The sequence below is a fragment of the Bradyrhizobium cosmicum genome, from assembly GCF_032290525.1.
Classification (GTDB): Bacteria; Pseudomonadota; Alphaproteobacteria; order Rhizobiales; family Xanthobacteraceae; genus Bradyrhizobium; species Bradyrhizobium cosmicum_A.
In genome coordinates, this window is sequence record NZ_JASXTA010000002.1 from 44,634 (window position 1) to 67,135 (window position 22,502).

A 22,502-nucleotide genomic window follows, 5' to 3' on the forward strand; every position below is an offset into this window, starting at 1 on the left:
ACTCCTCACACTCTGATGTCGACGCCGCCGCTCGATCCGAGCATGCGGCCGTAGCCGCGCCCGACGGGCGCGGCGGCAACGGTGTCGTCTTCGCTGATGATCAGCCGGCGGGCATTGCCGCCATTGTCGTTGTTCTGGCCGGAGTTCTGGCCCGATGAATTCTGGTCGCGCAGGCTGAAGGACAGCCCGTTGCTGCCGGTCTTGAGGCCGGCATCGTCGAGCGCGCGCTGCAATTGCGGCGCGTCCTGCTTCAGCATCGCCAGCGTCTCCGGCTTCTCGACCGTGAGGTGCGAGGTGACCTGGCCGTTGCGGTCGACATTGACGCGGACGTCGATGCGGCCGAGGTCGACCGGGTCGAGGCTGATGTCGAACCGCGTCTTGCCGGCGCGCGCGGCGGCCACGATCTCGATCGGCACGCCGCTGATCGGCACGGCATTGGAGGTTGCCGCCGTCGCGGTGAGCGTCGCGGTCGAGGCGGAGGCCGTCGACGTCGCATTGGTCAGCGGCGCCTGAATCGCGGAAGCGGCCTGCGCGCTGGTGTCGGGCTGCGTCGCGACGGCTTGTGCGCCCGCATGGGCATGCGTGGCCGTAGCAGCGGGGGTCGCGTCGGTGGCGCCGGCCTTCGCATCGGTCTTGGCATCGATGGTGCCGGAATCGGCCGTCGGTTTTGCCTCTTGCGCCTGTGCGGTGTTGGCGGTCGTGACCGGAGCCTGCGCGGCGTTGGCCTTGCCGGCGTCCTGGCCGATATTGGAGACGTCGGTGTGGCCTTGCGCGGTCGCGACGGCCTTGAACGAGGTTTTTGGCGTGCCCTGGTCGACCGCGGCGATCAGCCCGCCATTGGTCTTGGCATCGGTCGCGGTGCCGTCAGTGGTGCCGGTGGCGGTATCGCCCAGCGTTGCCGAGGTACCGGCATCGACCTTGGCCGCGGCAGTGTTGGCGCTCTTGTCGCTCGCCGTGGCGGTGTCGGTCTTGCCGCCTGCGATCTGCGCCGCGGTGGAAGCGCTGGCCGCGAGGCCGGCGGCGGCAATCGTCAGCGGGGAGGAGGCCGCATCGGTGGCCTGACTCGCGGCCGTGGTCGGATCGACGGGCACGACCGGAACGGCAACCACGACCGCGTTCGGGTCGGGGACGGCGGTCTGCGCCGGGTCGAGTTGCGCGGTTGCGGCGGCATCGACGGCGGCGAGGCCGTCGGTGGTCTTGTCGCCCTTGGTCTCGTCCGGCTTGTCCGCCGATTTGGCCTCGGACGTCTCGGACTTGTCCTTGGCCTTGTCGGGCTTGGCCGAATCGGCCGTCGCATCGTTCTTGGTATCGTCCTTGCCATCGTTCTTGGCGGACGCGGAATTGCCGGTGTCCTCGCTCGCCCTGCTCTGCGGGGAGGGGTCGGTGGAGGTCTCGCGCGGGCTCTTGTCCGAGGCGGACGACGACGAATCGGTCCGGCGCGGCGCGGTGTCCTGCGATGGCGCGCTGTTGCCGATCGCCTGGGTGTTGCTGTCGACCAGCGAGCCGAAGGAATCGTTGGCGGAGGTGTCCTTCGCGCTCTGCGACCTGGCAGGCTTCTGCTGCGCGCTCTGGACCTGCACGCTGGCTGCTACGTCTGACGTCCGACCGACCACGGAAAACCTCTTGGAAACATCTTCGGTTCATGAGGTAGCAAGGAGCGGGCCAGCCCTGTGTTTGGACGTTTTATCGAGTAAAATCAGTCTCTGACGAATCGCGGTCGGCCCCGCGAGGCCCTCCGCGACCCCGCCATTTCTGCCTCCCCGGCAAGAATTGCCCTCAGCCGGACGCCCGCGTGATTGCTTCACCGGAATGCGGCCTATATTAAAGAGGCGCTTTCAGCCGCTTTCGACCGGGCCGTCGTGCCACCCGCGGAACCAAGGTTCCCGGGGACCGCCGATGTCCCGTAAGAAGGCCCAGGAAACGCGGCATCGCCGCACGCCGCCGTCACAACCTTAAGGCCCATGCTCAACAGTCTGGATCTCGAAGGCCGTCCTGAGGACACCAGGGTCGTCGTTGCCATGTCGGGCGGCGTCGATTCCTCGACGACGGCTGCGCTGCTCAAGGCCGAGGGCTACGACGTCGTCGGCATCACGCTGCAGCTCTACGACCATGGCGCCGCGACCCATCGCAAGGGCGCCTGCTGCGCCGGCCAGGACATCCACGACGCCCGTGACGTCGCCGCCAAGCTCGGCATTCCCCATTACGTGCTCGACTACGAGGACCGCTTTCGCGAGTCCGTCATCGACAATTTCGCCGACTCCTACGCTCTCGGCGAAACACCGGTGCCCTGCATCGAGTGCAACCGCAGCGTCAAATTCCGCGACCTCCTGAAGACCGCGCGCGAGCTCGGCGCGCAGGCGCTCGCCACCGGCCATTACGTCGCCTCGCGCCGTCTGGCCAGCGGCTCGCGCGCGCTGGTGTGCGCGGCCGACGCCGATCGCGACCAGAGCTATTTCCTGTTCGCGACCACGCAGGAGCAGCTCGACTACTTACGCTTTCCGCTCGGCGACATGACCAAGCCGGAGACGCGCGAGCTCGCGCGCCGCTTTGGTCTTGCCGTTGCCGACAAGCACGACAGCCAGGACATCTGCTTCGTGCCCACGGGCCGCTACACCGACATCATCGCCCGCCTGCGGCCGAACGCGATGGATCCCGGCGATATCGTCGATCTCGACGGACGCGTGCTCGGCCGGCACAACGGCATCGCCAATTTCACCGTCGGCCAGCGCCGCGGCCTCGGCATCGCAGCCGCTGCGCCGCTGTTCGTGGTGCGGCTGGATGCCCCGGGCCGCCGCGTCGTCGTCGGCCCGCGCGATGCCTTGAAGATGCACCGCATCAGCTTGCGCGACGTCAACTGGATCGGCGACGGCGACATCGACCGTGCCATCGGAGGCGGCCTCGAGATGTTCGTGCGGGTGCGCTCGACCCGCAGTCCGCAGCCGGCGTGGCTGCGCGGCGGAGGCGGCCATTACGAGGTCGAGCTGGTCGCCGGCGAGGAGGGCGTCTCGCCCGGCCAGGCCTGCGTGTTCTACGACGCACCATCAGGCCAGGCCCGCGTGCTCGGCGGCGGCTTCATCCAGAGCGCCGCCGCGAAGGTCGCGGGCAACGCAGCGAGGCCGCTGGTGGAAGCGGTACGCGGCTGAGCGCATGATCCGGAAGAGTGTGAAGCGGTTTTCCGACCAGATCATGCGCAAAACAAAAAGCTAAGCTGGGGCAGGGGGGGCATGGCAGCAGACATCTCGCGGGCCGGGGTCGAGAAGGCCTATGGCCGCTGGGCGCCGGTCTATGATCTCGTGTTCGGCAAGGTGTTCGACGCCGGACGGCAGTCGACCATCGCCGAGGCCGACCGCATCGGCGGCCGCATCCTCGACGTCGGCGTCGGCACCGGTCTCTCGCTCTCCGACTATTCGCGCACCACGAAAATCTGCGGCGTCGACATCTCCGAGCCGATGCTGCGCAAGGCGCAATCGCGGGTGCGGAGCTTGCGGCTGTCCAATGTCGAGGTGCTCTCGGTGATGGACGCCAAGAACCTCGCCTTCCCGGAAAATTTCTTCGACGCGGTGGTCGCGCAATATGTCATCACCGCCGTACCCGATCCCGAAGGCACGCTCGACGAGTTCGTGCGCGTCCTGAAGCCCGGCGGCGAGCTGATCCTGGTCAACCACATCGGCGCCGAGAGCGGCCCGCGCAAACTGTTCGAGCTCGCCTTCGCACCCGTAGCCCGCCGCCTCGGCTGGCGCCCTGAATTCCCCTGGGACCGCCTCGTCAACTGGGCCGCCAGGCACGGCGGCATCACGCTGGCCGAGCGTCGTCCGATGCCGCCGATGGGGCACTTTTCGCTGATCCGCTACGTCAAATCGTAATGTTCGGGGGCGGGAACAGGGCGCGTGCCCCGCGCGTTCCCTTCCCATGCGCACGACATCAAGCATCATTTTAGCGGGCCTCCTGATCGCCGCCTCCGGCAGTGCGATCGCGCAGGCCCCGCCCGCCCCGGCGACGCCGCCGCAAGCGACCGCGCCGCCATCCCCGCAACGCGCCGCCGGCTGCGCCCCCTCGGACCGGCTGACCACCGCGCCCGACGGCACCACCACCGGCCAGTCCCGGGAACCGCTCGGCGATAAGCTGGCCAAGTCCGAAGGCGTGCTCTGCCCGCCCCCCGGCGTCGACCCCGACATGCATGCCCCGGCCCCCGAGACCGGCGGCAACACCCCGGTGATCCCGCCCCCCGGCAGCCCCGGCGGCGACCCCACGGTCAGGCCGAAATAAGAGATTTTCGCGCAAGCGCCCTTCTTCGCCTCTCCCCGCCTGCGGGGAGAGGCCGGAATCCGCGCATGGCGCGGATTCCGGGTGAGGGGGACTCTCCACGAGTCTGGTGTTCGAAAAACGCGTGAATGCGGTGCCGAAATCGGCCACTTTTCCACCCTCCCGCGCCTTGTCGCGCCGAAGCTTTAGCGAAGGCGGATTGACAGCCCGCCGCCCCCTTCCTTATATGCCGCGCGTTCGCGAGATCGGCCGTCACAGCCGCTCGCGACCCTGTGGCGGGGTAGCTCAGCTGGTTAGAGCACGGGAATCATAATCCTGGGGTCGGGGGTTCGAGTCCCTCTCCCGCTACCAATTGTCTGCAGCGCATTGGTCTCGAACGCGCAGATTTGTAGCGTCTGTATCCTTGGCGACCTCTGGTCTGTTCGCCAACGGCTTGCCAAGCAACGACCGTCCCGTTGAGCTAGGTTTCCCCCTGATTTGTTGGTCACTTCGCTTTTGAGCGGCGGCGGGAGCCGCTATAGGTTCCATCACAGATGAACTGCGTGGCGATCCAGGGTCGCAAAGCCATTATGGGAGTCGTGAAGAAGGGGAAACACTCCAGCGGGCAGTCGCCGTTGGCGTGCATCGACCTGTTCGCAGGCGCGGGTGGCTTTTCGCTCGCTGCTCATCGCGCGGGTCTTACGGTGAAGCTCGCCATTGAGCGAGACAAGCATGCATGCACCACTTACAGGTACAATTTCCGTCGTCGAAAAACCGTCTTGGAAGAGGGAGACATAACTGAAATGTCTCCGCGTGCGTTGGCACGCAGGCATTTCGATCAAGACAACATCTGCGATCTCCTTCTCGGAGGTCCGCCATGCCAGGGATTTTCGATACATCGGATCAACGACGCTGGGGTCGAAGATCCGCGAAATCACCTGATTCACACCTATTTTGATTTCGTTAGAGCGTTTAGGCCCTCACAACCGAATTCAATGTCTCGCGCGGCTTGAGTGCTGCGGGCTTCCAATGGAAGTCGCCGCAGTCCAGATCGGATCATTTCGTCGTACGACTCAAGCTCGTGCCCGATGATCTCAACAGCTATACCGAGTTGCGCAAGACTATTTAACCGGTCCAATTCCTGCCGGAGCTCGCTTGCTTCTTCCATTCCAAAATTTGCGAGATTCTCAATGTCGATGCTTTCGCGCAGGCTTTCTAGTGCACCAATGTAGGGCTCGAAAACGTTCCCATTCTCAGCATCGATTCGCTCCCGAAGTTGTTCCATCGTCTCTACGAACTTGCCAATCGACAGTTGCTGCCTGTTGAGGGAATCTAGCATCGGCGTTGCTTGCGCGTAGAAAGTCTTGTTGCGCTGCTCTATGAGGTTTCTGATGCGCTCGAACTCCTCCTTTTGCAAAGCGTCGATAGCTTTCTTCCAATTCGACAGTCGACGCGAAATCATCGCGCCGCTTCTGGCGATTTGCCGTTGCGCATACTCGCGCGGCTTGGCAGGAGCCAAGGATTGGACCGCCTGCTGAATGCGATCATCAAGCCCCGATACGCTGCGTGCGTCCGGCGTCGTCGCCGCCTCCCCAGACATTCTCCATCAATTGTTCGAACAGTCTGCCCAGCAGCTTGAAGAGTTCGCTCTTACCGGAGAAGTCGGCGACGGGAATTCGGACGTCCGCGAGGTTCAAGAATGGGTTCTCAAATAGGCGCCAGTCTAGCAGCGCAACGACAAAGTCCTCGTCGCGCCGCTTCGACACGAAAAGAAGAAGAGGCCCCAAATTCGCGCAGGAAAGGCGACCGATGCCCTTTTGCCCCTGTTTAGGCCTAAAGTCCAAGCCGTTACGGTCTTCGATGTCAGTTGGGCCATCGACGGCCTTAGACTCGGTTCCCACTACGAGCCATTTGTCGACGAACTCACGACGATTCATCCCGTGACCGTCATCGACAACGGCGGCTACTGGCTCTGCCCCGTCAAAAATATCTAGGTAGACCGAACGTGCATAGGCGTCGAAACTGTTCTTCCACAGTTCGGAGATGGCGGTTGGGCAGTCGGCGATCTGCTCACGTCCGAGATGGTCGAGAGTTCGGGCCTTCGTCTGAAAAGCAATGCTTTCAATCATGGAGAGTTGGAAAACCGAAATGAGAAAAAGAGCAGTGCCCACTCCGAATCGGCAAGCGGATGGCTCCAAGCCTTGCCTTGGGGCCAAAATGAGTAGGCCCTTGAATCCGGCGGAAGGAACACCGACCAATCGCAGTTACAACGTACCATAAGAGCAATACCGTGCCTCGACAACCAGGAGACGTTGTGGCTGCGGCAGTCGACGACTTATACTTAATTCCAATTCCGGGCAGGACGGGGAGGGGCAGCGGTCGCAATTCATCGCCTCCGACCAAGCGGGAGCGCCAACGTGGGTATGCGTCGGACAGCTTCGATCGCGGCGAGTTCATCGCCGATATCGCATTGCCAAATAACTTCGACGTGCCAGCCCATCGCCTGGAGGGCGGCGTAGTTCCTGCGATCTCGCCTGACATTCCCCGCTAACTTCTTGCGCCAGAATTCAACATTGGAGGTCGGCACTTTGGACCGGCGGCAGCCTCGATGGCCATGCCAGAAACAGCCGTTGACAAATACAGCCGTCTTCCATCGAGGAAAAATCAAATCGGGGCACCCCGGCAAATCCCGGCGGTGCAAACGGAAGCGTAGACCCAATCCATGAGCCGCCCTGCGCACGGCCATCTCGGGCGCTGTGTCCTTTCCACGGACTGCCTTCATGTTTGCCGACCGTCGAATCTTCGAAAGCTTATCCATCATCCGGACGCTAAGGGGCGCTCGTTATTGATGCAACCGGCGAAGGGCAGATCCGATCTGCAAAAAGGTTGAATCGCGCTTCTTGTGGGCAAAACACGCCCTGTTTCGCCACCCCGTCAACCCCTCCCCACAAAAATATTCCGCTTTACCGAAATTCGGTTTTGGCGTATCTCTCGCCCATCCCGGCTCATCCTTGAGGGGCGATCTCGTTGTCGTCTTGATTGCGAGCCGGGCTTGCGGTGGACGCGGCAGCGTCGGCATGAGAGGTGCGGGCAGGGCGGGTAGTCCCTGTGAGCTCGCGGCCGCGTGCGGACGAGCGGCGCTGTCAGGTTCGTCTCGTCTGTAAGTTTCCGGCTCCGTCGACAGGGCCGGGAATACTGCGGCGAAATGGCGAGCCGCGCGTACGGCAAAACCGTGTGGTCCTGGCCGTCGTTGCTACGGTCAAGTCTTCGCGAAGGTGCGAGCGAGCCCAACCGGGTGGACTGCATCATCCAATTCGCGGGGCGAGGGAGGCCAGAACGAACTCGGCTCCCGGGAGAGCACGGCATAAGCCGTCCGACCATCGCGCAGGGAAGGCCGAGTGATTGGCACCACCTGTATGCTGCTGTGCGGTCTCCTTTGCGCATCCTTTCGCGCAGCGGACCGCGGGTGCGAGGTCAGCACCCGGCCTTCCCTGCGCCCTCTTGGCTTTCGAGGGTGGCGAGACAAAGCAAGGCTCGGGCGAAACGCGCCGCGAGAACGCGAAGGCGCGCCGGCTGTTTGAAAATCGAAGCCAGCACGAAAATACCGCTCAACATGAATACCGCCTGGCGACCTCCGGCGTTAGGAACTCTTGCGCATGATCGGGGCTTGAATCCGCGGGCCGGCGTCGCCGCCGATGGCTGGTCTGCACGGCCCCGCCTCCAAGCCCCCCCATACCCCCCGGCGGGGCCGTGGCTTCTCGGTAGGAGGTGCCCATGCCTGAGCCGACCGAGCAGGAGATCAGGGAACGCGCGCACGAGCTGTGGGAGCAAGCCGGCAAGCCCGAGGGCCGCGAGGACGAGTTCTGGCACGCGGCCGAGCAGGAGCTGCGCAACCAGAACAAGTCGAACCCCATGCGGACGCCGGATACGCTGTGACCGACAAGAGGTGCCCGTTCTGCTTCGGGCTGGGATGGGTCTGCGAGAACCATCCGCTCCGGGCCTGGAGCGAAGAGCTGGGCGGTTGCCGCTGCGGCGCGGGGATGCCTTGCACCTGCAACGCGGCCGAAGACCCCGAAACCAGGGTCGTGATCGTCGAACCGGATACCACCTGGCACTGAGGCGGCCTCAACAGAGAAAAGCCGCCGGGTCTTCACCCCAGCGGCTTCGAAGGTCCGTAGCTGTTGATTGTCGTCCCAGCCTCATGCGTACCGCCGTTACCTTGTTTGCGGCCATGCTTCTTGTTTGTAGGCGGCGGCGCGTGATTCTGCTGTGACCTGGAGCACACTGTGGAAAAGATGATGTGAGGGCGGGGAAGCCGCTCAGCTTTTGCAGAACCTCCCGCACACCACCGTCGCAACGGCTCCTCGCAATGACGACGGTGAGAGAGCTTCCGCTCTCATATCCGATACCACGCCGCCAGGTTCCACGTGATGACGTCCCAGCCCGAAATGTCGACCATGAGGTTGCTGACGCCGGCATTGACGATGTGGCGCGAGAGCAGCGGCAGAAATACGTTGGCCTCGCAGAAGGTCTCGTCGACCTTGACCAGCAGCGCGGCGCGCTTGACCGGATCGAGCTCGTTCTGCGCGGCCTTGTAGGCCTTGTCGGCCTCGGGATCGGAATAGCGTGAGTTGTTGCGGCCCAGCCATTTGTTGTCCTTGGTCGCGATCTCCCAGGACACGCACTGGTTCAGGAAGCGCTCCGGGTCGGGCTGCGGCTGCGTGGTGTTGTACATCTGCATGTCGGCATAGAATTTCGAGTAGGTGTCGGGGTTGCCGGCGTCGGAGGAAAAGAACACCGAGGCGGTGACCGCCTTGACCTCGATGTCGATGCCGGCCTTCTGGCAGGCCTGCTTGATGATGGCCTGGGTCTTCTGGCGCGGGGCGTTGGTCGAGGTCTGGAACACGTATTTGAGCTGCTTGCCGTTCTTCTCGCGGATGCCGTCGGCACCCTTCTTCCAGCCGGCCTCGTCCAGGATCTTGTTCGCCTTGTCGACGTCGAACTCGTATTTGAGCTTGCGGGACTTGAACTGCGGCGGCTGGTTGACGAAGCTCGCGGTGGCGACGCCGCCGCGGCCGTAGATGAACTTCTGGATCGAATCGCGGTCGATCAGCAGGTTGATGGCCTTCCGCACCGCCGGATCGGACAGCGAGGGGTGCTTGGTCTTGACGCTGGAGCGCTCGCCGTCGACCTCGGTCCAGGGGTCGGTCGTGTTGAGCATGATGAACTCGACGTTGCCGGACACCGTGACGTCGACCTTGCCCTTGCCGCTCGCCTCCATGCGCTTGAGGATCTCCTCCTCCACCTGCATGTTCCAGGCATAGTCGTATTCGCCGCTCTGCAGCACCGCACGGGCCGCGGACACGGCGTCGCCACCGCCCTTGATTTCGAGGGTGTCGAAATGCGGCTGGTTCTTGATGTGGTAGTCGGGATTGCGTTCGGCGCGGATCATGTCGCCCGGCTTGAACTCGACGAATTTGTACGGGCCGGTGCCGATCGGCTTCAGATTGCCCGGGGCCTCGCGCGACTTGGCGCCGGCATAGTCGCCGAAATGATGCTTCGGCAGGATCTGGCCGACCGAGCCGACGAAGGGATCGGCCCAGAACGGCGTCGGCGCCTTGAAGGTCACCTTGACGGCGTGATCATCGATCTTCTCGACCTTGATGTCCTTGTAGGAACCGGTGGTGTAGGCCGCGGTTGCGAGATCGGCGGCGTACTGCCAGGTGAAGACGACGTCGTCGGCGGTGAAGGGCTTGCCGTCATGCCACTTGACGCCCTGCTTGAGCTTCCAGATCACGCTGGTGCCGTCCGCCGCAAGGCCGCCGTTCGCCTTGGTCGGGACCTCGGCCGCGAGGCAGGGGATGAGATTGCCGTCCTTGTCCCAGCCGGCGAGCGGCTCGAAGAAGACGCGCGAGGCCATCTGGTCCTTGGTGCCGCTCGCGAAATGCGGATTGAGCAGGGTCGGCGCTTGCCAGAACAGAAGCTTGAGCGGGCCGCCGCCGCCGGCCTTGGTCGGCTTGTAGGGCAGCGTGGCGTCCGCCATCGCCACGTCGTTCCAGACCAGAATCTGGCTGGCGATCGGCGCGGCGATCCCCGCCGCCGCCATGGTCCGGATGAACGAGCGCCGCGACAGCGTGCCTTGCTTCACCTCCGCGATGGCTTTGCGGATCTCGTTCTCGTTCATCGGATAACCTCCACGTCGAAGACAAATCGTCGCCGGCCACCTATCATGTTTCATGACGGGCGAGGCGGCAATGCCGGCGAGGCGGGGATGCCCTGCGGCGAAATGACGATGTTCCCCACATCAGGTCGAACGGAGAAGCCTCGTCCGCGTCAGCCGGAAAATATGGATATCCATTTCATTGATTTCGCCGGGCGGAGAAGCGAATACGGTTCCCATCATTGCCGCAGACTTTCGGAGACCCCAAGATGTCGTTTCGCCTCCCCCTGATCCTCGCGACCGTGCTCGCCGCCTGGTCGGCCGCAGCCAATGCCGAGACCATCAAGATCGGCGTGACGCCGGGGCCGCATGCGCAGATCCTGGAGGCGGTGAAGCCGATCGCCGCGAAGAACGGTCTCGACATCCAGCTGCTCGAGTTCTCCGACTATGTCGTGCCGAACGCCGCGCTCGATGCCGGCGAGATCCAGGCCAATTCGTTCCAGAACCAGCCTTACCTCGATAACCAGAAGGCCGACCGCGGCTACAAGATCGAGGCCGTTGGACTGACCGTGAACTTCCCGATCGGCGTCTATTCGAAGAAGCACAAGAGCTTCGCCGACATTCCCGCCGGCGGCAAGGTCTCGATCCCGAACGATCCGACCAATGGCGGGCGCGTGCTGCTGCTGCTGCGCGACAAGGGCCTGATCAAGCTGAAGGACGGCACCGGCTTCAAGCCGACGGTGCTCGACATCACGGAGAACCCGAAGAAGCTGAAATTCATCGAGGTCGACGCGGCACAGGCGCCGCGCGCGCTCGACGATGTCGACGCGGCCGCGATCAACACCAATTACGCAACCCAGGCGGGCCTCGATCCGGTCAAGGACCCGATCCTGCGCGAGGACCCGAAGGGCCCCTACGTCAACCTGATCGCGGTGCGCGCGGCGGACAAGGACAAGCCCTGGGTCAAGGTGCTGGTGGACAGCTATCACACGCCTGAGGTGAAGGAGTTCGTCCTGACCAAGTTCAAGGGCGCGGTGCTGCCGAGCTGGTAGGCAGTCTGCCCAGTCAAGCTCCAGTGGCGGGGCGAAATACAGGCGGCGTGGCAGGCTTCGCGGTGGCAGCCTTGCGCAATGCCCGCTTGTCTGGCGCTGCGGCAACCGACATCATCGAGGCCGTGGCCATCCTCGCCCGACAGGGGTCGTATGAAACGCTTTGCAAACCTGAAACGACTTGGCTTCTTCACGCGGCTGCTCGATGAAGCCCCGCCCGCCGAGCGATATCGCTTCGCGGCCGAGCAGATCGTGCGCGCCGAGAAGGTTGGGCTCGATTCCGCATGGATCGCGCAGCACCATTTCCACGAGCGCGAGGGCGGCCTGCCGTCGCCCTTCACGTTCCTCGGTTACGTCGCCAGCCGAACCTCGCGCATCCGCCTCGGCACCGGCATCGTCACCCTGCCGCTGGAGAACGCCGTGCGGGTGGCGGAGGACGCCGCGGTGCTCGATCTGCTTTGCGACGGCCGCTTCGAGCTCGGCGTGGGTACCGGCGGCAATCCGTCGGCCTTTGCCGCCTTTGGCCTCGACAGCACCCAGCGCAACGAGATTTTTGCCCGCAATCTGGAAATCGTCCGCGCCGCGCTGACCGGCAAGCCGCTCGACGGCGGCGACACGCTCTATCCGCAGCGGCCGCAGCTCGACGGCCGGATCTGGCAGGCGACGTTCTCGGTCGCCGGCGGCGCCCGCGCCGGCAAGGCGGGCGATGGCCTGCTGCTGTCGCGCACCCAGCCGCGGTCCAAGGACGCGCCGAGCGCCACGCTCGCCGAGATTCAGAATCCGATCATCGATGCCTATCTCGAAGCGCTTCCGCCGGGGCGCGAGCCGCGCATCATGGCCTCGCGCAGCGTCTTCGTCGCCGACGATCATCGCGAGGCGATGCGCCTTGCGGACATCGGCTTGCGGCGCGCGCTGCCGCAATTCATGAAGGGTGGCCACCTTCCCCCGGGCGAGACGCTGGAGGAGATGATCGATGCGTTCGACACCCATGTCGGCGCGGCCGATGAGGTCATCGCCTCGCTTCGCGCCGATGCCACGCTGGAGCGGGTGACCGATCTGGTCTTCCAGGCGCATTCGGTGGATGCCCCGCATCCCTACATTCTGCGCTCGATCGAGCTGGTCGCGGAGAAGGTCGCGCCGGCGCTGGGCTGGACCCGGACGGCGCCCGATGTGGCCCTGGCGGGCTGATCGGAACGAACATGATCGCGTTGCACGAGGCTGAATGATGGCAACAGAAGATATCATCGACACGCTCGCCGGGATCGAGCCGGGCTCTGCGCTCGACGCCATCCGTGCGCGCCGCCTTCAGGCGCGCGAGAACGCGCAGAAGAGCTATCTGTCGCTGTTCGAGCCGATCGACGCGGGTGACTTTTCGCTGTCGGAGCGCGCGGCAGTCGCGTTCTTCGTGATCGGCCTTCACCGCGAGCCCGATGTGGCCGCCTTCTACCGCGCCAAGCTCGCAGCGACCGCCGATGGATCGCGGCTGGTCGAGGCGATCGAAGTCGAGATCGCGCGCGGCGAGACCTCGGGCCCCTACGGCGCCTTTCCGGCCGGCCCGCTGTCGATCGAGAACAAGGCCGGCTTGATCTATCGCGTCAGCGCAGAGCGCAAGCCCGAGCTTGGCGCCCGGCTCGTTGCCGCGTTCGAGCACGCCCACCTGCTGGTGTTCCGCCCCCGCGATGCGGCCGCGGCCGACATGAAGGCGCTGCTCGCCGCCGGCTGGTCGAACACCGGTATCGTCACGTTGTCCCAGATCGTTGCGTTCCTGTCGTTCCAGGTGCGCGTCGTCACCGGCCTGCGTACGCTCGCCGCGGCAAGCGTATCGGAGGCTGCATCATGAGCACCGTCAATCCGCCGGTCGTCTTCACCCAGGACGAGCTCGGATGGGTCTCCTGGATCGATCCGCTGCCCGAGGCTGAGCTGACCGAGCGGCATTTCGCCGGCCTGGTCGACCGCTCCCGTGCCAAATCGGACTATTTCCGCCTGCTGGTGCGCGATCCCGAGGTGCTGGAAGCCCGCACCAAGACCGACAAGGACATCTTCTACAACGTCGCCGACGGCCTGCCGCGCGCCGAGCGCGAGCTCGCGGCGGCTGCGACCTCGCGCTACAACGGCTGCATCTATTGCGCCTCCGTGCATGCGCGCTTCGCCAGCACCTACTCCAAGCGTCGCGATGACGTGCAGCGCCTGCTCGACGAGGGCGTTGATGCGGATCTCGGCGAGCGCTGGAATGCCGTCGTCAAGGCATCCGTTGCATTGGCCGCGACGCCGATCGCGTTCGGCCCCGACAATATCGCGGAGCTGCGCTGCGCCGGCCTCGACGACGCCGAGATCGTCGACGTTATCAATGGCGCTTCGTTCTTCAACTGGGCCAACCGGCTGATGCTGTCACTCGGTGAGCCCTCGAAATAGGCAATCTCACCGGCACAAGAATTGCTGCTTGTTTCAACACCTGAGTGGATGGAGCCGTACATGAGCAACATCGATCGCCGTACCCTGGTCAAGGGCTCGCTCGCCGCCATGATGGCGGGCGCAGCCTTCTCGCGCGGCGCGTTTGCGCAATCCTCCGAGCCGATCCTGCTCGGCGTCAGCGGTCCCCTGACCGGGCCGAACGCGCAATACGGCACGCAGTGGAAGCAGGGCTTCGATCTCGCGCTTGACGAGATCCTCGCTTCCGGCGGCATCAACGGCCGGAAGCTCGCCTACCAGTTCGAAGACAGCCAGAGCGATCCGCGTCAGTCGGTGGCGATCGCGCAGAAATTCGTCTCCGATCCCCGCATCGTGCTGGAGCTCGGCGACTTCTCGAGCCCCGCCTCGATGGCGGCCTCGCCGATCTATCAGCGCGGAGGCCTCGTGCAATTCGGCTTCACCAATTCGCATCCCGACTTCACCAAGGGCGGCGACTTCATGTGGAGCACCTCGGTCAGCCAGGCCGACGAGCAGCCGCTGCTGGCATCCTATGCCGTGAGGCGCCTCAACCTGAAGAAGCTCGCGGTGCTGCACCTCAACACCGATTGGGGCCGCACCAGCCGCGATTATTTCGTCAAGGCCGCGAAGGAGTACGGTGCCGAGGTCGCGGTGACCGAGGGCTACATCGCCGAGGAGCGTGACTTCCGCTCCACCCTGGTGCGCGTGCGTGACGCCAGTCCGGACGGGCTGATCCTGATCTCATACTATTCCGACGGTGCGCTGATCGCGCGCCAGGCGCGCCAGGTCGGCTTGAAACAGACGATCTGCGCCGCAAGCTCGGTCTACTCGCCCAAATTCCTGGAGCTGGGCGGCGAAGCGGTCGAGGACGTGCATCTCGGCACGCGCTATTTCCCCGAAGACCCGCGCCCCGAGGTGCAGAAATTCATCACCGGCTTCAAGAAGAAATACAACGGGCAGGAGCCCGACGCCTTCAACGCCTATTCTTACGACGCGATGAACATGGCGGCGGCGGTCGTGAAGATCGGCGGCACCGATCGCCGCGCCATCCGCGACGCCTTCGCGAAAGTGAAGGACGTCTCGAGTGTGATCTTCGGCAAGGCGACGTTCGACGTCGAGAGCCGCCGCGTCAAGGGCGCCATGAACGCCGAGCTGGTCGTCCGCAAAGGCCAGTTCGCGCTGTGGGACGGCAAACCGACCTGACATGACGGCCGGAGCGCCGCTCCGGCCTTTTCTCCATTCAGTAGGAACGCTGCGTGTCTTCCTGGCTCGACTACACGATCAACGGGCTGATCGTCGGCAATGTCTACGCCCTCGTTGCAGTCGGGCTTGCGCTGATCTTCGGCGTCAGCCGGCTGATCAATTTTGCGCAAGGGTCGATCTACCTCGTCGGCGCCTATATCGGCTGGGTCGCGGTGGTGCAGCTGCATACGCCGCTGCCGCTCACCATCATCGTGGTCGCGGTGACAGCCGCGCTGGTCGGCTTGATCATCGAACGGTTCGGCCTGCGGCCGCTGCAGAACTCCGTGCGCATCGCGCCGCTGCTCGCGACCATCGGCATCAGCTTCGTGCTCGATCAATTGGTGATGCTGACCTTCTCGCCAAATCCGCGCGCGTTGCCGAGCCAGCTGCCCGATGTCCGCTTCCAGATCGGCGGTGGCACCATCGGGCCGCTCGATCTGCTCATCGCCGGTGTCGGCCTCACCAGCGCGCTGCTGCTATTCGTGTTCCTGCGCTACAGCAAGCTCGGCTGGGCCGTGCGCGCCACCGCGCAGGACCGTGACGCCGCGATGCAGATGGGCGTCGACGTCAACCGCGTCAATCAAGCGGTGTTCGGCATTGCGGCTGCGCTCGGCGGGGTCTCCGGCCTGCTGGTCGGCATGTACTACAACCAGATCGACACCGCGATGAGCCTGCAGGCGACGCTCAAGGGCGTCGTCGCCGAAGTCGTCGGCGGTGCCGGCAACGTGCCCGGCGCCGTGATCGGCAGCCTGCTGCTCGGGCTGGTGGAGAGCTACGGCGTCGCCGTGTTCGGCACCAGCTACCGCAACCTGTTCGCCTTCCTGCTGCTGGTGGTGGTGCTCGTGCTGCGGCCCAACGGTCTGTTCGCCAGCGCGCGGCAGGCGCCGCCGGAGCCGCTCACCGGCACTTTTATTGCGCCGAGCCGTCCAGTGCGCATTCCGCGCTGGGCCTTGCTCGTTGCGGCCGGCGTCTTCGCGATCCTGCCGCTGTTTCCGGTATCGTTCTACGTGCTCCAGACCCTGATCAACGCCTGGCTGCTCGGCATGCTCGCGCTGAGCCTGACGCTGGTTGCCGGCACGATCGGGCAGGTCTCGCTCGGACACGCCGCTCTGCTCGCGATCGGCGCCTACACTTCGGCGCTGCTGTCGCTGAATTTCTCCGTTCCGGCTGGCCTTGCGATCGTCGGCGGCGGCCTGATGAGCGCTGCGCTTGGCACGGCGCTGATCTCGCCGTCGTTCCGCCTGCGCGGACACTATGTGTCGATCGCGACGCTCGCGATCGGCGAGATCGTGTCGCTGGTGATCCTGAACTGGGAAAGCGTCACGCGCGGTCCGATCGGCATCTCCGGCATCCCGCCTTTGTCGCTGTTCGGCTACGATCTGATCAGCCCGACGTCGATCTACTGGTTCAGCTTCGCGGTGATGGTCGTGCTGGCGCTGCTGCAGGGGCGCCTGCTCGGCTCGCATCTCGGCCGCAGTTTTCGCGCCATCCGCGACGACGACGTTGCCGCGCGCTCCTATGGCCTCAGCCTGAACCGCTACAAGTCGCTGGCCTTCATCTTCGGCGGGTTCGCCGCCGGCGTCAGCGGCGGCATCGCCGCGCATCTCTATTCCTACATCAACCACGAGACCTTCAACACGCAGCAATCCATCCTGGCGCTGACCGTCGTCATCCTCGGCGGTCTCGGCAACGTCGTCGGCGCCGTCGTCGGCGCGGTTGCGCTGGTCGGCCTGCCGGAAGTCTTCCGGATCGCGGCGGAGTACCGCATCCTGATCTACGGCATCGTGCTGCTGCTGCTGGTGCGATTCCGGCCACAGGGCCTGCTGGGGACGATCTGATGGCGCACGATCATACGCCCATGCTGTCACTGCGCGGGCTGACGCGCCGCTTCGGCGGCCTGACCGCCGTCGACGGCGTCGATCTCGATCTGGCCAAAGGCGATCTCGTCAGCATCATCGGCCCGAACGGGGCCGGCAAGACGACGCTGTTCAATCTTGTGACCGGGCTTGATCGGCCTGACGCGGGTGATGTCGCCTTCGCAGGACAGGACATCACGGGTCTTTCGCCGGAACGGCTCGCGGCCGGCGGCATCGCGCGGACCTTCCAGCTCGGCCGCGTCTTCGGCAATCTCAGCGTCATGGACAACGTGCTGATCGGCGCCCACACGCGGCTGCGTGCGGTGAAGCCGGCCGTGCCGGTGATCGGCCCGCTGCTGGAGCTGGGCCTGGCACTGCTGCGGCCCGCCAGCGTCAGGGCTGAGGAGGAGCGGCTGCGCGAAGACGTCAAGGTCATTCTCGCCCGCTTCGGCGAGCGGCTGCTGCCGCGGATCGACCAGCCCGCCTACAGTCTCTCTTATGCCAACCGCCGCCGCATCGAGATTGCGCGCGCGCTGGCGCTGAAGCCGCGCCTGCTGCTGCTCGACGAGCCGACCGCCGGCATGAACCCGACCGAGACCGCGGAGATGCAGGGCCTCGTTGCCGAGCTGAAGGCGGAAGGGCTGACCATCCTCCTGATCGAGCACAAGCTGGAGATGGTGATGCGTCTGTCCGACCGCGTCATCGTCATGGACGAGGGCAAGAAGATCGCGGAAGGGCCGGGCGAAGAGGTTCGTGGCGATCCCAAGGTGATCGAGGCCTATCTCGGCCACCGCCTGTCAGGGACGCCGGAGAGGGAGAGCGCGGCATGACGACGACCGCATCCGAACCGCTGCTGGCGCTGTCCATCGTCAACACGTTCTACGGCCAGGCCCAGGTCCATTTCGACCTGTCGATCACTGTCGGCCGCGGCCACATCGTCTGCCTGCTCGGCGGTAACGCCAGCGGCAAGTCGACAACGATGAAGATCATTCTCGGCCTGGTGAAGCCGCGTTCTGGCGAGGTGACATTCGACGGTGCCTCGCTGATCGGGCTGACCACGCCGCAGATCGTCCGCTGCGGCATCGCCTCGGTACCGGAGGCGCGACGGCTGTTCGCGGATATGAGCGTCCGCGAAAACATCTTGATGGGAGCCTTCGTGCGCAACGACCGTGAGGCGATCGCGCAGGATCTCGACAAGATGCTCGCGCTGTTCCCCAGGCTCGGCCAGCGGCTGTCGCAGCGCGCCGGCTCGCTCTCCGGCGGCGAACAGCAGATGGTCGCGATGGCGCGCGCGCTGATGAGCCGTCCCAGGATGATCGTGATGGATGAGCCGACCATGGGCCTGTCGCCGCTCTATGTCGACCGGGTGCTCGAGCTGATCCGCACCATCAACCAGGAAGGCGTTTCGGTGTTCATGGTCGAGCAGAACGCCAGTCTGGCGCTCGAGATTGCGCATGAAGCCCATGTGCTCCAGACCGGCAAGATCGTGCTGTCCGGCCCCGCGCGCGCGCTAAAGGACGATCCCCGGATCCGCGATGCCTACCTCGGCGGCTCCGAGGCGGCGTAAGGCGACGTACGGACGTCTCCCCATCGTCATGGCCGGGCTTGACCCGGCCATCCACGTGTTAACTCTCGGAACGAAGAACGTGGATGCCCGGGCCTTCGCCTCGCCGAAGCGGCTTCTGCCGCGCAGGCGGGACAAGCCCGGGCATGACGATCTTTTCCGGGACTAGTCAGTGTGATCATTATCTGAAAATATCATACCGGCGGCGCGATGGGACGTGCGGACGGAATGATTTTCGTGACGAGCTGGTCTTTGCGGGCGGTCGAGCCTGGTGTGGCAATGCTGTTCGGCGGGCTGATCGCCGCCAACGTCGCCGCATGGGCCTGGGCCTTCGCGGCATTCGGCGACCGGCCGACAGTCATGGCGACCGCGCTGCTGGCCTGGGTGTTCGGCCTCCGCCACGCCGTCGATGCCGACCACATCGCCGCCATCGACAACGTCGTGCGCAAGCTGATGCAGGCGGGCGATGCGCCGCGCAGCGCCGGTCTCTATTTCGCGCTCGGCCACTCCACGGTCGTGGTGGTCGCGACCATGCTGCTGGCACTGGGCGTGGTCAGCCTCGGCGGCGACAGTCTGCTCAAGGACATCGGCGGCTTCATCGGCACGTCGGTGTCGGCGCTGTTCCTGCTGGTGATCGCGGCCGTCAATCTGGTCATTTTCGCCGGCCTGTGGCGGACGTTCCGGATCGCGTGCGCGCAGGACATCCACGACGCCGCGCAGCTCGATGCGCTGCTCGCGAACCGCGGATTCCTGGCACGGCTGCTCGGCCCGATGTTCCGCCTGGTGACAAAGCCGGCGCATATGTACCCGCTCGGATTCCTGTTCGGGCTCGGCTTCGACACCGCGACCGAGATCGGCCTGCTCAGCATCTCCGCCAGCGAGGCCGCGCTTGGGGCATCGCTCGCCGACGTCATGGTCTTTCCCGCACTGTTCGCCGCCGGCATGGCGCTGGTCGACACCGCCGATTCCGCGCTGATGGTCAGCGCCTATCGGTGGGCCTTCGTCGATCCCCTGCGAAAGCTCTGGTACAACCTCACCATCACCGGCGCCTCCGTTGCGGTGGCGCTGTTGATCGGCGGCATCGAGGCGCTCGGCCTGATCGCTGACCGGCTCGGCCTGTCCGGCGGTGTGTGGACGCTGGTCGACGGCCTCAACGAGTCGCTCGTCAATGTCGGCGTTGCCGTGATCGCGCTGTTCGCGATCGCATGGCTGGTTTCGGCCATGCTCTATCGCAGGATATTCGCAACTGAGCCGCGGCGCGCGCCGGATGCGCTCGTGGGCGTCGATGCCACCGAGGCAGCGTGAGTTAAAGGCCTGCCTCCAGTCCGTCGGCTCAAGCCGAAGCTGCGCTCTCTGCCGGCAGGTCGTCGCCGTTGGGATCGCCCGGCGCGGTCGCCCATGCGAGCTCTACCAGCGTCACGATCCTGCGGCCGCCGCCGTCGAGCTGGCAGACGATCAGGCCCTGCTCCTCCATGTAGCCGAGCAGGCGTTGCGCCCGGCGCAGTGAATGCGAGCCGTAGGCGCGCGCGATCGCGGCGTCGCCGGGGCAGGGCCAGCCTTCCTTCGCCGCGCGCGCGATCATCATGAACACGCCCTGCATGTCGTCCGGCAGGATCGAGGCGCGCAACGTCACCTCCTGCCAGGCGTCGTCCTCGGTATGCTCGGCGCCGAGCCCGGCGCGTGCGCGCGTCAGCATGCGACGGAATTCGTTCAGATCGGGCACGGCCGCGCCGAGGCCCTCGATGCGGCAGCGAACCACGAACTCCTGATAGAGCACGCCGACAGCGCGGAAGCCTGCATCGGGCGCGGCCAGCACGGCGCGAAGCGTACGATCCACGCGCTCGCGCCGTTCCGCGAGCTCCTCGGCGCTGACCGGCACTTCGACGACTTCCGGCCGGATCTCCGGAGCGGCGGCGTTCGCGGCGCGAAGCTGTTCGAGCAGATCAGGCGCGGGCCGGCGCTGCGGGCGGCTGGCATCGGGCGGCGGTGCGGCCAGGATCACGGCGCGCATATCCTGGAGTGCAGCTTCCGGCAGCGGCATCAGCCGCGGTGTCGAGTTGCGTGCGTGAGTGTCGGTCGGTCCGATATTCAAACGCAGGGGGCGCCGCGACAGCGCAGGTCCCAGCGCCATGAACTGTCCGCGTTCGAGATCGCGAAAGGCTTCCGCCTGCCGCCGCTCCATGCCGAGCAGGTCGGCGGCGCGCGCCATGTCGATGTCGAGGAAGGTGCGGCCCATCAAGAAATTCGAGGCCTCCGCCGCGACGTTCTTGGCGAGCTTCGCCAGCCGCTGGGTCGCAATGATGCCGGCAAGGCCGCGCTTGCGGCCGCGACACATCAGATTGGTCATCGCGCCCAGCGAAAGTTTGCGCGCTTCGTCCGAGACTTCGCCGGCAACCGCCGGCGCGAACAGCTGCGCCTCGTCCACCACCACCAACATCGGATACCAGTGGTCGCGGTCGACGTCGAACAGACCGCCGAGGAAGGCCGCCGCGCGCCGCATCTGGTTCTCTGCGTCGAGGCCTTCGAGATTGAGCACGGTGGAGACGCGATGCAGCCGCGCGCGTTCGCCGGCGACCTGAAGACCGCGCTCGGTGTGGTCCTCGGCCTCGATCACCAGATGACCGAAGCGCTCGGCCAGCGTGACGAAATCGCCTTCGGGGTCGATGATGGCCTGCTGCACCCAAGGCGCGCTCTGTTCCAGCAGGCGCCGCAAGAGGTGCGACTTGCCGGAGCCCGAATTGCCCTGCACCAGGAGGCGGGTCGCCAGGAGCTCCTCGAGGTCCATGGCCGCCGAGGCGCCTGCCGTGGTCTGCCCCATCTCGATCGCAACCGTCATGCCCCGACTCAAGTCCCTGTCATTCGCGGACAGCGGCTTATCAACCCGGCCCCGGCGCGTCGAGCGGCACCGTGCGAATCATGCCGTGTTGCCCACGGCGGCGTTCAGGCGTGATTCGATTGCCGTAGAAGTGCGGGCCGGTAGGGCGCTTGTGGATCGTCGTCCGCGTTCTCGGGGATCGCGCAGGAGCCGAATTCCTGCCTGATACGTTCGATCTCGGCGATGCGCTCGTGCAACCGCTGCAAATGCTCCTGCGACTTCGCCCGCCAGAACCGGAACGTGTCGGCAGTCAGTGGCAGGAACGCTGTTCCGAACAATGTCGGCTCGGGAACGACGGTGCGTCCGAGCAGCAGGAACCGGTCCGCGCCGGAGACGACGAGCGTCGCGTAGCCGCGGTTTCTGATTCGCCTGATCCCGTTCAGCGACCATTCGGCGAGCTTGCTGAAATACGGCTCCTCGCGCCAGCGATCGGGGCAATCGTCGTCCACCGTCACATTGACGGCGTCCTGGCTGAAATGCACCACGATGCCGGATTTCGCGGGAAACCAGTCGTCGTCGAGATGGCCTTGCAGCCAGGCGCAAACGAAGGACCGGCACATCTGCGGACGGCGCTCGTAGATCGTGCATCCGGTGCCGGCTTGCCAGTGCTTGCAGAGCTGGTTCACCGGCTTGTCGACACCCGCCACCTCCAGAATATCGCAGCAGGCGTTGCACGATCCGCATTGCCGCGTGTTGGGTGCCGTCTTCGGCAGGCCGGTCGCACGAAAACCCTGGCCGTCGCGCACCAGGAGCTTCTGCTTTTCCAGCGTCGTCAGCGCGCGTTCGATCTTGAGACGGGACAGTCCGGTGGCGTCGATCACGCCCTTCATCGTCGTCGCGCCTGCCTCGACCGCGCGGACGACGCTCAGCATCGCCTGATCCATTTTCTGTTCTTGGTCTTCTGGGTCTGGTCTTCCACGGCCGGGTATTGCGACCTGCACCGGAAGAGCGACCGGCAAACAGGTCTGAGACACCTGACTGGGAAAGGTATATTTCTCAGTTCTCGGTTCGCCAGACAAGAAGGCGCGCCCCCTCGCGTGCGCATGCGGCGCTTGCGCAAATGATGGAGTGCACGAGAGAGGCCAGA

21 protein-coding genes and 1 tRNA gene are annotated in these 22,502 nt (G+C 65.2%); 15 read left to right on the forward strand and 7 right to left on the reverse strand.

Features of this window, described 5'->3' with window-relative positions; all coding sequences use genetic code 11:
• Positions 1-5: 5 nt before the first annotated feature.
• On the reverse strand, positions 6-1,613 hold the full coding sequence (locus QSV46_RS03960) for a flagellar hook-length control protein FliK (RefSeq protein ID WP_314946727.1): 1,608 nt from the start codon (positions 1,611-1,613) through the stop codon (positions 6-8).
• A 348-nt stretch (positions 1,614-1,961) separates the two neighbouring features.
• On the opposite strand from QSV46_RS03960, the gene mnmA reads away from it, so the two are divergent.
• The 5 genes from mnmA to QSV46_RS03985 all read left to right on the forward strand — a co-directional run bounded on the left by mnmA (position 1,962) and on the right by QSV46_RS03985 (position 5,255).
• Entirely contained in the window at positions 1,962-3,143 is a 1,182-nt protein-coding gene (gene mnmA, locus QSV46_RS03965) for a tRNA 2-thiouridine(34) synthase MnmA (protein WP_314946730.1), read from the forward strand.
• Between the two features lie 81 nt (positions 3,144-3,224).
• Positions 3,225-3,863 (forward strand): class I SAM-dependent methyltransferase, encoded by a 639-nt coding sequence (locus QSV46_RS03970; RefSeq protein ID WP_314946732.1) that lies wholly within the window; start codon positions 3,225-3,227, stop codon positions 3,861-3,863.
• Positions 3,864-3,909: 46 nt separating this feature from the next.
• A complete protein-coding gene (locus QSV46_RS03975; protein ID WP_314946735.1) occupies positions 3,910-4,266 on the forward strand; it encodes a hypothetical protein in 357 nt (118 codons plus the stop codon).
• Between the two features lie 271 nt (positions 4,267-4,537).
• Positions 4,538-4,614, forward strand: a tRNA-Met gene (locus tag QSV46_RS03980).
• Positions 4,615-4,832: 218 nt separating this feature from the next.
• Positions 4,833-5,255 (forward strand): DNA cytosine methyltransferase, encoded by a 423-nt coding sequence (locus QSV46_RS03985; protein ID WP_314947866.1) that lies wholly within the window; start codon positions 4,833-4,835, stop codon positions 5,253-5,255.
• On the opposite strand, the gene QSV46_RS03990 is transcribed toward QSV46_RS03985, so the two are convergent.
• From QSV46_RS03990 to QSV46_RS04000, 3 genes are all read right to left on the reverse strand, one after another.
• Entirely contained in the window at positions 5,192-5,842 is a 651-nt protein-coding gene (locus tag QSV46_RS03990) for a hypothetical protein (protein ID WP_314946738.1), read from the reverse strand. The two genes, QSV46_RS03985 and QSV46_RS03990, sit on opposite strands and share 64 nt — an antisense overlap.
• On the reverse strand, positions 5,790-6,413 hold the full coding sequence (locus QSV46_RS03995; RefSeq protein ID WP_314946741.1) for an ATP-binding protein: 624 nt from the start codon (positions 6,411-6,413) through the stop codon (positions 5,790-5,792). The genes QSV46_RS03990 and QSV46_RS03995 overlap by 53 nt, the downstream gene beginning before the upstream one ends.
• Before the next feature lie 215 nt (positions 6,414-6,628).
• Complete coding sequence (locus QSV46_RS04000) at positions 6,629-7,063, reverse strand: very short patch repair endonuclease (protein ID WP_314946744.1); 435 nt, start codon at positions 7,061-7,063, stop codon at positions 6,629-6,631.
• Positions 7,064-8,016: 953 nt separating this feature from the next.
• Between QSV46_RS04000 and QSV46_RS04005 the strand changes: the two genes are divergently transcribed.
• A complete protein-coding gene (locus QSV46_RS04005) occupies positions 8,017-8,178 on the forward strand; it encodes a DUF2934 domain-containing protein (protein WP_314946747.1) in 162 nt (53 codons plus the stop codon).
• Positions 8,179-8,638: 460 nt separating this feature from the next.
• Here QSV46_RS04005 and QSV46_RS04010 read toward each other — a convergent pair whose 3' ends face one another.
• On the reverse strand, positions 8,639-10,426 hold the full coding sequence (locus QSV46_RS04010) for a peptide ABC transporter substrate-binding protein (RefSeq protein WP_314946750.1): 1,788 nt from the start codon (positions 10,424-10,426) through the stop codon (positions 8,639-8,641).
• 245 nt (positions 10,427-10,671) lie between these two features.
• Here QSV46_RS04010 and QSV46_RS04015 point away from each other — a divergent pair, with 245 nt between their 5' ends.
• The 9 genes from QSV46_RS04015 to QSV46_RS04055 all read left to right on the forward strand — a co-directional run bounded on the left by QSV46_RS04015 (position 10,672) and on the right by QSV46_RS04055 (position 19,845).
• Positions 10,672-11,454, forward strand: a complete 783-nt coding sequence (locus QSV46_RS04015; protein ID WP_314946753.1) for a MetQ/NlpA family ABC transporter substrate-binding protein — start codon at positions 10,672-10,674, stop codon at positions 11,452-11,454.
• A 150-nt stretch (positions 11,455-11,604) separates the two neighbouring features.
• Complete coding sequence (locus QSV46_RS04020) at positions 11,605-12,639, forward strand: putative FMN-dependent luciferase-like monooxygenase (RefSeq protein ID WP_314946756.1); 1,035 nt, start codon at positions 11,605-11,607, stop codon at positions 12,637-12,639.
• A 37-nt stretch (positions 12,640-12,676) separates the two neighbouring features.
• Positions 12,677-13,291: a CMD domain protein gene (locus QSV46_RS04025; protein WP_314946759.1), complete on the forward strand. Its 615-nt coding sequence runs from the start codon at positions 12,677-12,679 to the stop codon at positions 13,289-13,291.
• Positions 13,288-13,863 (forward strand): alkylhydroperoxidase domain protein, encoded by a 576-nt coding sequence (locus QSV46_RS04030; protein ID WP_314946760.1) that lies wholly within the window; start codon positions 13,288-13,290, stop codon positions 13,861-13,863. Before QSV46_RS04025 ends, QSV46_RS04030 begins: the two co-directional genes overlap by 4 nt.
• Positions 13,864-13,923: 60 nt before the next feature.
• Positions 13,924-15,081: an ABC transporter substrate-binding protein gene (locus QSV46_RS04035; protein WP_314946763.1), complete on the forward strand. Its 1,158-nt coding sequence runs from the start codon at positions 13,924-13,926 to the stop codon at positions 15,079-15,081.
• 53 nt (positions 15,082-15,134) lie between these two features.
• Positions 15,135-16,958: an ABC transporter permease gene (locus QSV46_RS04040; protein ID WP_314946765.1), complete on the forward strand. Its 1,824-nt coding sequence runs from the start codon at positions 15,135-15,137 to the stop codon at positions 16,956-16,958.
• The gene (locus tag QSV46_RS04045) at positions 16,958-17,806 is read left to right on the forward strand and encodes an ABC transporter ATP-binding protein (RefSeq protein ID WP_314946768.1); all 849 of its coding nucleotides are present in this window, start codon (positions 16,958-16,960) and stop codon (positions 17,804-17,806) included. Before QSV46_RS04040 ends, QSV46_RS04045 begins: the two co-directional genes overlap by 1 nt.
• Positions 17,803-18,543: an ABC transporter ATP-binding protein gene (locus QSV46_RS04050; RefSeq protein ID WP_314946771.1), complete on the forward strand. Its 741-nt coding sequence runs from the start codon at positions 17,803-17,805 to the stop codon at positions 18,541-18,543. Before QSV46_RS04045 ends, QSV46_RS04050 begins: the two co-directional genes overlap by 4 nt.
• A 225-nt stretch (positions 18,544-18,768) precedes the next feature.
• Positions 18,769-19,845 carry a HoxN/HupN/NixA family nickel/cobalt transporter gene (locus QSV46_RS04055; RefSeq protein WP_314946775.1) on the forward strand — a complete coding sequence of 359 codons (1,077 nt, stop codon included), beginning with the start codon at positions 18,769-18,771 and terminating at the stop codon, positions 19,843-19,845.
• A 28-nt stretch (positions 19,846-19,873) separates the two neighbouring features.
• On the opposite strand, the gene QSV46_RS04060 is transcribed toward QSV46_RS04055, so the two are convergent.
• Both QSV46_RS04060 and QSV46_RS04065 read right to left on the reverse strand, forming a co-directional pair.
• Entirely contained in the window at positions 19,874-21,376 is a 1,503-nt protein-coding gene (locus QSV46_RS04060; RefSeq protein ID WP_314946777.1) for an ATP-binding protein, read from the reverse strand.
• A 104-nt stretch (positions 21,377-21,480) separates the two neighbouring features.
• The gene (locus tag QSV46_RS04065; RefSeq protein ID WP_314946779.1) at positions 21,481-22,299 is read right to left on the reverse strand and encodes a YkgJ family cysteine cluster protein; all 819 of its coding nucleotides are present in this window, start codon (positions 22,297-22,299) and stop codon (positions 21,481-21,483) included.
• Positions 22,300-22,502 lie beyond the last annotated feature (203 nt).

Coding starts and splice junctions, on each gene's coding strand:
- QSV46_RS04030 (WP_314946760.1), top strand. CDS start 13,288: ATGAGCACCGTCAATCCGCCGGTCGTCTTCACCCAGGACGAGCTCGGA.
- QSV46_RS04005 (WP_314946747.1), top strand. CDS start 8,017: ATGCCTGAGCCGACCGAGCAGGAGATCAGGGAACGCGCGCACGAGCTG.
- QSV46_RS03975 (WP_314946735.1), top strand. CDS start 3,910: ATGCGCACGACATCAAGCATCATTTTAGCGGGCCTCCTGATCGCCGCC.
- QSV46_RS04065 (WP_314946779.1), bottom strand. CDS start 22,299: ATGGATCAGGCGATGCTGAGCGTCGTCCGCGCGGTCGAGGCAGGCGCG.
- mnmA (WP_314946730.1), top strand. CDS start 1,962: ATGCTCAACAGTCTGGATCTCGAAGGCCGTCCTGAGGACACCAGGGTC.
- QSV46_RS04000 (WP_314946744.1), bottom strand. CDS start 7,063: ATGATGGATAAGCTTTCGAAGATTCGACGGTCGGCAAACATGAAGGCA.
- QSV46_RS03990 (WP_314946738.1), bottom strand. CDS start 5,842: ATGTCTGGGGAGGCGGCGACGACGCCGGACGCACGCAGCGTATCGGGG.
- QSV46_RS04060 (WP_314946777.1), bottom strand. CDS start 21,376: ATGACGGTTGCGATCGAGATGGGGCAGACCACGGCAGGCGCCTCGGCG.
- QSV46_RS04055 (WP_314946775.1), top strand. CDS start 18,769: ATGATTTTCGTGACGAGCTGGTCTTTGCGGGCGGTCGAGCCTGGTGTG.
- QSV46_RS03970 (WP_314946732.1), top strand. CDS start 3,225: ATGGCAGCAGACATCTCGCGGGCCGGGGTCGAGAAGGCCTATGGCCGC.
- QSV46_RS04045 (WP_314946768.1), top strand. CDS start 16,958: ATGGCGCACGATCATACGCCCATGCTGTCACTGCGCGGGCTGACGCGC.
- QSV46_RS04035 (WP_314946763.1), top strand. CDS start 13,924: ATGAGCAACATCGATCGCCGTACCCTGGTCAAGGGCTCGCTCGCCGCC.
- QSV46_RS04010 (WP_314946750.1), bottom strand. CDS start 10,426: ATGAACGAGAACGAGATCCGCAAAGCCATCGCGGAGGTGAAGCAAGGC.
- QSV46_RS04020 (WP_314946756.1), top strand. CDS start 11,605: ATGAAACGCTTTGCAAACCTGAAACGACTTGGCTTCTTCACGCGGCTG.
- QSV46_RS04015 (WP_314946753.1), top strand. CDS start 10,672: ATGTCGTTTCGCCTCCCCCTGATCCTCGCGACCGTGCTCGCCGCCTGG.
- QSV46_RS04025 (WP_314946759.1), top strand. CDS start 12,677: ATGGCAACAGAAGATATCATCGACACGCTCGCCGGGATCGAGCCGGGC.
- QSV46_RS03985 (WP_314947866.1), top strand. CDS start 4,833: ATGGGAGTCGTGAAGAAGGGGAAACACTCCAGCGGGCAGTCGCCGTTG.
- QSV46_RS04050 (WP_314946771.1), top strand. CDS start 17,803: ATGACGACGACCGCATCCGAACCGCTGCTGGCGCTGTCCATCGTCAAC.